Origin of the sequence: Blastomonas sp. (genome assembly GCF_041747255.1) — a bacterium.
Lineage (GTDB): Bacteria > Pseudomonadota > Alphaproteobacteria > Sphingomonadales > Sphingomonadaceae > Blastomonas.
On the sequence record NZ_JBGTFM010000182.1, the window covers coordinates 1 to 5,650 of the forward strand.

The 5,650-nt window shown below is 62.9% G+C and carries 4 protein-coding genes and 1 pseudogene; 2 read left to right on the forward strand and 3 right to left on the reverse strand.

All coding sequences use genetic code 11. From position 1 onward, the window contains the following. The 3 genes from ACEW8G_RS06410 to ACEW8G_RS06420 all read right to left on the reverse strand — a co-directional run. On the reverse strand, positions 1 to 1,549 hold a 1,549-nt coding region (locus tag ACEW8G_RS06410; RefSeq protein WP_373487607.1), incomplete at its 3' end, for a peroxidase family protein. Between the two features lie 181 nt (positions 1,550 to 1,730). Beyond that, entirely contained in the window at positions 1,731 to 2,834 is a 1,104-nt protein-coding gene (locus ACEW8G_RS06415; RefSeq protein WP_373487608.1) for a DUF2855 family protein, read from the reverse strand. A 114-nt stretch (positions 2,835 to 2,948) separates the two neighbouring features. Continuing rightward, positions 2,949 to 3,866 (reverse strand): SMP-30/gluconolactonase/LRE family protein, encoded by a 918-nt coding sequence (locus ACEW8G_RS06420; protein ID WP_373487609.1) that lies wholly within the window; start codon positions 3,864 to 3,866, stop codon positions 2,949 to 2,951. 130 nt (positions 3,867 to 3,996) lie between these two features. Between ACEW8G_RS06420 and ACEW8G_RS06425 the strand changes: the two genes are divergently transcribed. After that, the gene (locus tag ACEW8G_RS06425; protein ID WP_373487610.1) at positions 3,997 to 5,001 is read left to right on the forward strand and encodes an aspartate carbamoyltransferase catalytic subunit; all 1,005 of its coding nucleotides are present in this window, start codon (positions 3,997 to 3,999) and stop codon (positions 4,999 to 5,001) included. After that, a pseudogene (locus ACEW8G_RS06430) lies at positions 4,998 to 5,650 on the forward strand (dihydroorotase); the annotation flags it as partial. The gene ACEW8G_RS06425 and the pseudogene ACEW8G_RS06430, both read left to right, overlap by 4 nt.

Below are 5,650 nucleotides of genomic sequence, written 5' to 3' on the forward strand. Positions count from 1 at the left end.
CCGGCGCATTGCGGTTCAAAATGTCGCGCAGGCTGTGGGTTGCAGCAATCTCCGCCAGCCCCAGATCGGTGAAGGCCAGACGCTGGTTTGCGCGCTCACCCCAGACATGGCGGCTGAGCAGCGGATTGGTCAGGGCTTGCGAAAAGGCATCCATGGCGACCATTGATGTCAGCAAATCGGGCAAAGGTCCATTGTCTGCATTGGGCTCGGCGAACAATCCGACATAAAATTCGACATTACCGACCGAGCCGTAAAGCGCCTGCAGTTCCGCCGCCAGCGCCTGCCGCCGGGCCTGCTCCGCGGCATTGTCTGAACGGCCAACAATCTTGGCAAAGCTGCTGGGCACATCGTATGACATCGCCCGGCGATAGGCGGCATAGGTGCCGATGTTGAGATCACGCGCCTGTGATATCGCCATCGCCTCGAACCGCTGCAAAAAGCTTGCGGTGTTGTGCAGCCCCAGCTGGGTCGCGCGATTGGCTGACACCTCAACGAACGCATTGGCCAGGCCATGGTCGATCAACAGTTGGTTGTTGAACAGCAGCCCGGCGGCGGGCACGCTTGCACCGCGCATCGTCATCTGCTCGGGCACCAAAGAATGCCAGCGATACAGCAGGCTGAACTCCGCCGTCATCCAGTTGGGCCGGTTCCAGCGCGCATCCCACGCGACCTTGGGGTTGGCGATGAAGCGGAAGGGTGACGTGTTGATGTGGTTGATATACTCCTCGATCACGATCTTGATGAACATCACGATGACGATGTTGCGTACCGTCTGGAACACCCGCTCGTCATCCCATCCGGCGTTCTGCGCGCTGATCAGCCCCGCCAGCCGGTTGTGCTCGCGAAAAAACAGTGTGTTCATCATCGCCACTTGCGTCGTCGCATTCGCCCGGTCGCCACCGACCGCGAACAATCGCTGCTTTTGCGCAGGTGTCACGGCGCTGATGCCCAGCGGCTCATCAAGAACGAGCGCGCCATTGGCATCGCAAAACCTTGGGTCGGGCGCGCCGTTTGAATCATACATAAACGGCGGGAACTCCTCGCCGTTGATGATCTGCGAGCGCAGCCGCCCCTGCGTGTCACGCAACACCCGCGTCTGCGCCTCGGTGCGCCCATAGAGCGGGGAGAGGTCAATTTCGTGGTTGGATGTGGTGCGCCGCCGGTCATCGTTGGCCGGGTTGTTCGACACCTTGGTGCGGATGAACCCGTCGGTCAGATATTGCGCGAAGGCGGGGAACAGGCAGGTCGATTTAGTGCAAAGTCGTTGCTGCCCGCCCGGCGGTGCGAACAGGGCGGGGACATCGGCAATCGGCGGACGGCGGGTGTTGGGGGCTTCGACGGCGGGATAGGGGTCGGGCGGCAGCAGCCGCGCGTTGTAGGTGCGATCGGTCAGCCCGGACCAGCTGATGTAATCCTCTCGCGTTGAATACGGATGCGGGCGGTTGCGCGACCGGTTGACGATGCGGTTGATGACGATCTCGTTGATCTCATTGCGGCCCAGAATGCCGGTCGCAGCACCCAGCAAAAGGTCTTCGAAAAACGATCCCATATTGGCTCTCCTTCTATCGCAAATGCTACGCCGACGCGGCATGGGGCGGCGTCAGGCGATGCGATCCGAAGGCGACTGTTGATCGGGCGAGCGTGCCCGATCTGCATCAAATAGGATAGGAAGGATTGGCCACGTCTTGATGGACGTGGCTAAGGACGAAGAGACTGAGCGTTGACCATATTTACGGCGCGATGAGCAGCCCGATTCTGGGGTCGGCCTTGCCCGCCAGCGTCTCGAGATACGCCTCCAGCGCGGCTTCCGGACCTTTGCGCTTGTCAATGCTGACCAATTTGGGCGCAAGCGAGACAAAGCTCGTCCATGCCGCTTCAATGCGGCTGCGAAAGCTCTCCGCACCCCAGTCTGCAACCCGCTTTTCGCTGCGTCCGGGGGCAAAAAAGCCTTGTCGTGCCGGGCCGGGCAAGGTGGTCGCGTCCGGAACTGAATCCCAGTGCGATTTGCCGACGACGACCGAGGCCCTGAGCACATCGCCAAAGTGATTGTGCACCGCCGCCGTCACCGCCGCATTGCCCGCCATATCGACCAACGCGGCGGGAACGGTTGCGTCCAGTGTAGAGATCGCATCATAGGCGATCACCCGGTCGTAGAGGCCAAGCGACTCGACATAGGTGATGTTGGCAAGGCTGGTGAGGCCAATGACCTGCGGGCGGGCATCGCGCTGCACCAGTGCATGGGCAAGGCCGATCGCCGTCTTGCTCGATGCGCTGGCGACCAGAATCTGCTCAGCGCCATAGCCCGCTTCATCTTCAAACTGGTCGGCGATCAGCCAGCCGGTCAGGAACAGCGGGCGAAACACCGGCCAGTAATCATGATCTGCAGCGGCATAGTCGTCCAACGCATCGATCCGCTGATACTGGTTGTAGATCACCGGCAATGTCGTGCGGCGCTGCGACGCATCGGTGAAGCCCTGCGGCCCCGCGTGGCCCGGCAGCAGCACCGCGTGGCTGGCCATCGGGAAAAAGCCATAAAGCTGCGTGCCCACCGGTACCGCCTCGTGATGGCTGCGCGTGACGGTGGCAAAGCCCCAGACCGGCAGCCGCCCGGGCGCATCGCGCTCGGCAAAGAAATCCCAGTAGCCCTGATCGTTGCCGAACAGCCCCATCGGCTTGCCGAACACCGCATAGGTAATGTTGTTGGCGGTCATTGCATACAGATCGACAGCAACCTCAACCGCGCCTTCGGGCAGGTCCGTTTCAAGTTCCTCGACGATGCGCGCATCGGTAAGGCTGTCGCGGTTTATATCGATGGCCCAACGGTTGATGGTCATGAATTTTTCCTTCCTATTGTTCGCCACCACTCTGTTTTCCGGCGAAAGTCGGAATCCAGCGGCGTATGGGCACAATCTCGCTCTGGATTCCGGCGTTCACCGGAAAACGATCATTTACACATTGAGATAATTCAGCTTCGCCCCGCCGCGCGGCCAGTCCATCTTCACCAGCCGCCCGGTGCCCGACAGGCAGATCCACGCGGTCTTGAGGTCAGGGCCGCCAAAGCAGATGTTGGTGGTAAACGGGTCATCGGTTGCAATAAATTCGACGAGTTCACCGCCCGGCGACACGACCGAAATGCCGCTCTGGCCGATCGTCGCGACGCACACATTGCCCGCACCATCGACGCCAAGCGAATCGAAAAATGTATAGCCGCCGGGGCTGTAGAGAAACGTGCCCCCCGGCCCCAGCAGCCCTTGCGCAAACGCGATCTCGCCAGGCGCGCCGATGTCATAGGCCCACAGTTTGCAGGTATACGTCTCTGCAACGTAGAGCGTCTTGCCATCGGGCGACAGGCCGATGCCGTTCGGATTCTCCATCGGAAAGATGGCTTCTTTTAGCAGCGACCCATCGGCCCTGGCATAGAAGACCCCGGTGACATCGCGCTCGCGCCGCCGCGTCTTGCCGTGATCGGTGAACCAGAAGCCGCCCGCATCGTCGAACACGATGTCGTTAGGTCCGCGCAATGCGCAGCCGAAATCGCCATCGTTGTAGAGTATCTCGATCGCGCCGGTCTCAAGGTCGACCCGCTCGATCCGCCCGCCCGAATAATCGTCCGGCTGGCCATGCGGGATCAGCAGTCCGCCGCGCTCGACATAATGAAAGCCGCCATTGTTGCAGACATACAGCTTTCCATCAGGGCCAAGCGCCGCGCCATTGGGCCCGCCCCCGGTTTCGGCCACGGTCTGCTTGCGGCCATCGGGATAAACACGCGTGACCCGGCCAGCCGCGATCTCGACCAGCACCACGCTGCCATCGGGCATCGCCACCGGGCCTTCAGGAAAGCGCAGGCCATCGGTCACCAGTTCCATGCAGAGATCCTCTCAAATATTTTGTCTTACCTCATCATCGCGGGGCAGTGGCGCGAAGTCCAGCCGCTGATTGATAGACCACGAACGCCCCTTGAGCGAAGCACGATTTCCCCCTAATGACATGGCTTTAATGACATCGCCCGAAACCGCTTCGCAACGCCGCCCCGCCAGCGACTATCCGCCGGGCCGCGCCGCGTTTCCGCACCGCCATCTGCTCGGAATCGCAGGGTTGCAGCCATGGGAAATCGAGTATCTGCTCGATGAGGCCGAGCAATGGGTCGACATGAACCGCAAGGCGAGCAAGCACGATGACCGGCTGGCGGGTCTGACGCTGATCAATGCATTCTTTGAGAATTCCACCCGCACGCTGCTGTCGTTCGAGATTGCGGGCAAGCGCCTCGGCGCCGATGTGGTCAACATGCACGCCGCGCAGTCGAGCCTAAAAAAGGGCGAGACGTTGATCGATACTGCGGTGACGCTCAACGCGATGCGCGCCGATGCCATTGTCATTCGCCACGGCAGTTCTGGCGCGGTGCAGCTGATCGCCGACAAGGTCGGCTGCCCCGTGCTAAACGCGGGCGACGGCACGCACGAGCACCCGACGCAGGCGCTGCTCGACGCGCTGACCATCCGGCGGCGCAAGGGGCAGATCGCCGGGCTGCGCGTCACCATTTGCGGCGACATCCTGCACAGCCGCGTGGCGCGCTCGAACATGATTTGCCTGTCCACTTTGGGGGCAGAGGTGCGCGTGGTCGGCCCGCCCGCGCTGATGCCACCTGCGGTCGAAACGATGGGCGCGACCCCGTTTGCGGACTTCAACGCGGCGCTCGATGGCGCAGACGTGGTGATGATGCTGCGCCTGCAGAACGAACGGATGCAGGGCCAGTTCATCCCCTCCCCGCGCGAGTTCCGGCACCTCTATGGTCTCACTCCCGCGCGGCTGGCGCTCGCCCGGCCCGATGCGCTGGTGATGCACCCCGGCCCGATGAACCGGGGCATAGAGATCGACAGCGACATCGCCGACAATGCCGAACGCTCGGCCATCACCGATCAGGTCGAAATGGGCGTTGCGATGCGGATGGCGTGCCTCGACGTTCTCACCCGTCAGGCGCGCGGCGTGGAGGGCTGGGCATGATCAAGAGCCCCAATGCCCCGCTCAGCATCATCAGCGGCTTGCTGGTTCTGCCCGGACAGGCCGAGCCGATCCCCGGTGGGCTCCGCGTGATCGGAGACCGCATTGCCGCCATCGGCGCAATCACGCCAAAGCCGGACGACCGGGTGCACGATGCCAAAGGCGCGCTGATCGCGCCGGGTCTGGTTGATCTGGGCGTATTCGCGGTCGACCGGCCCGCATTTCATTTCGGCGGCATCAGCCGTGCGGCGCTGATGCCCGACCAGAGCCCGCCGCTCGACAACCCCGCGCTGGTGCGCTTTGCCGCCTATTCGGGCAAGCCGGACTTCTGGGTGCACCCGCTTGCCGCTTCGACACGCGGCCTCGCCGGCGCCGAGATGGCCGAGATCGGCCTGATGAAAGAGGCCGGAGCGCGCGCAGTCGCCACCGGTCGCCGCTGGATCATCGACAGCGGCACAATGATGCGGCTGATGCAATATTGCGCGATGCTCGATCTGCCGTTGGTGGTGCACAGCCAGGATCACGGGCTGGCGGGACCTGCGGTCGCAACCAACGGCGAGATGGCGACCCGGCTCGGCCTGCCGCAGGCCCCTGCCGAAGCTGAAAGCATCGCCATCGCGCGCGATGTGGCGCTGGTGCGGCTGACGGGGGC

What these genes read in the sequence shown, in the direction of transcription:
- ACEW8G_RS06415 (WP_373487608.1), bottom strand. Translation starts at nt 2,834, where the DNA reads ATGACCATCAACCGTTGGGCCATCGATATAAACCGCGACAGCCTTACC.
- ACEW8G_RS06420 (WP_373487609.1), bottom strand. Translation starts at nt 3,866, where the DNA reads ATGGAACTGGTGACCGATGGCCTGCGCTTTCCTGAAGGCCCGGTGGCG.
- ACEW8G_RS06425 (WP_373487610.1), top strand. Translation starts at nt 3,997, where the DNA reads ATGACATCGCCCGAAACCGCTTCGCAACGCCGCCCCGCCAGCGACTAT.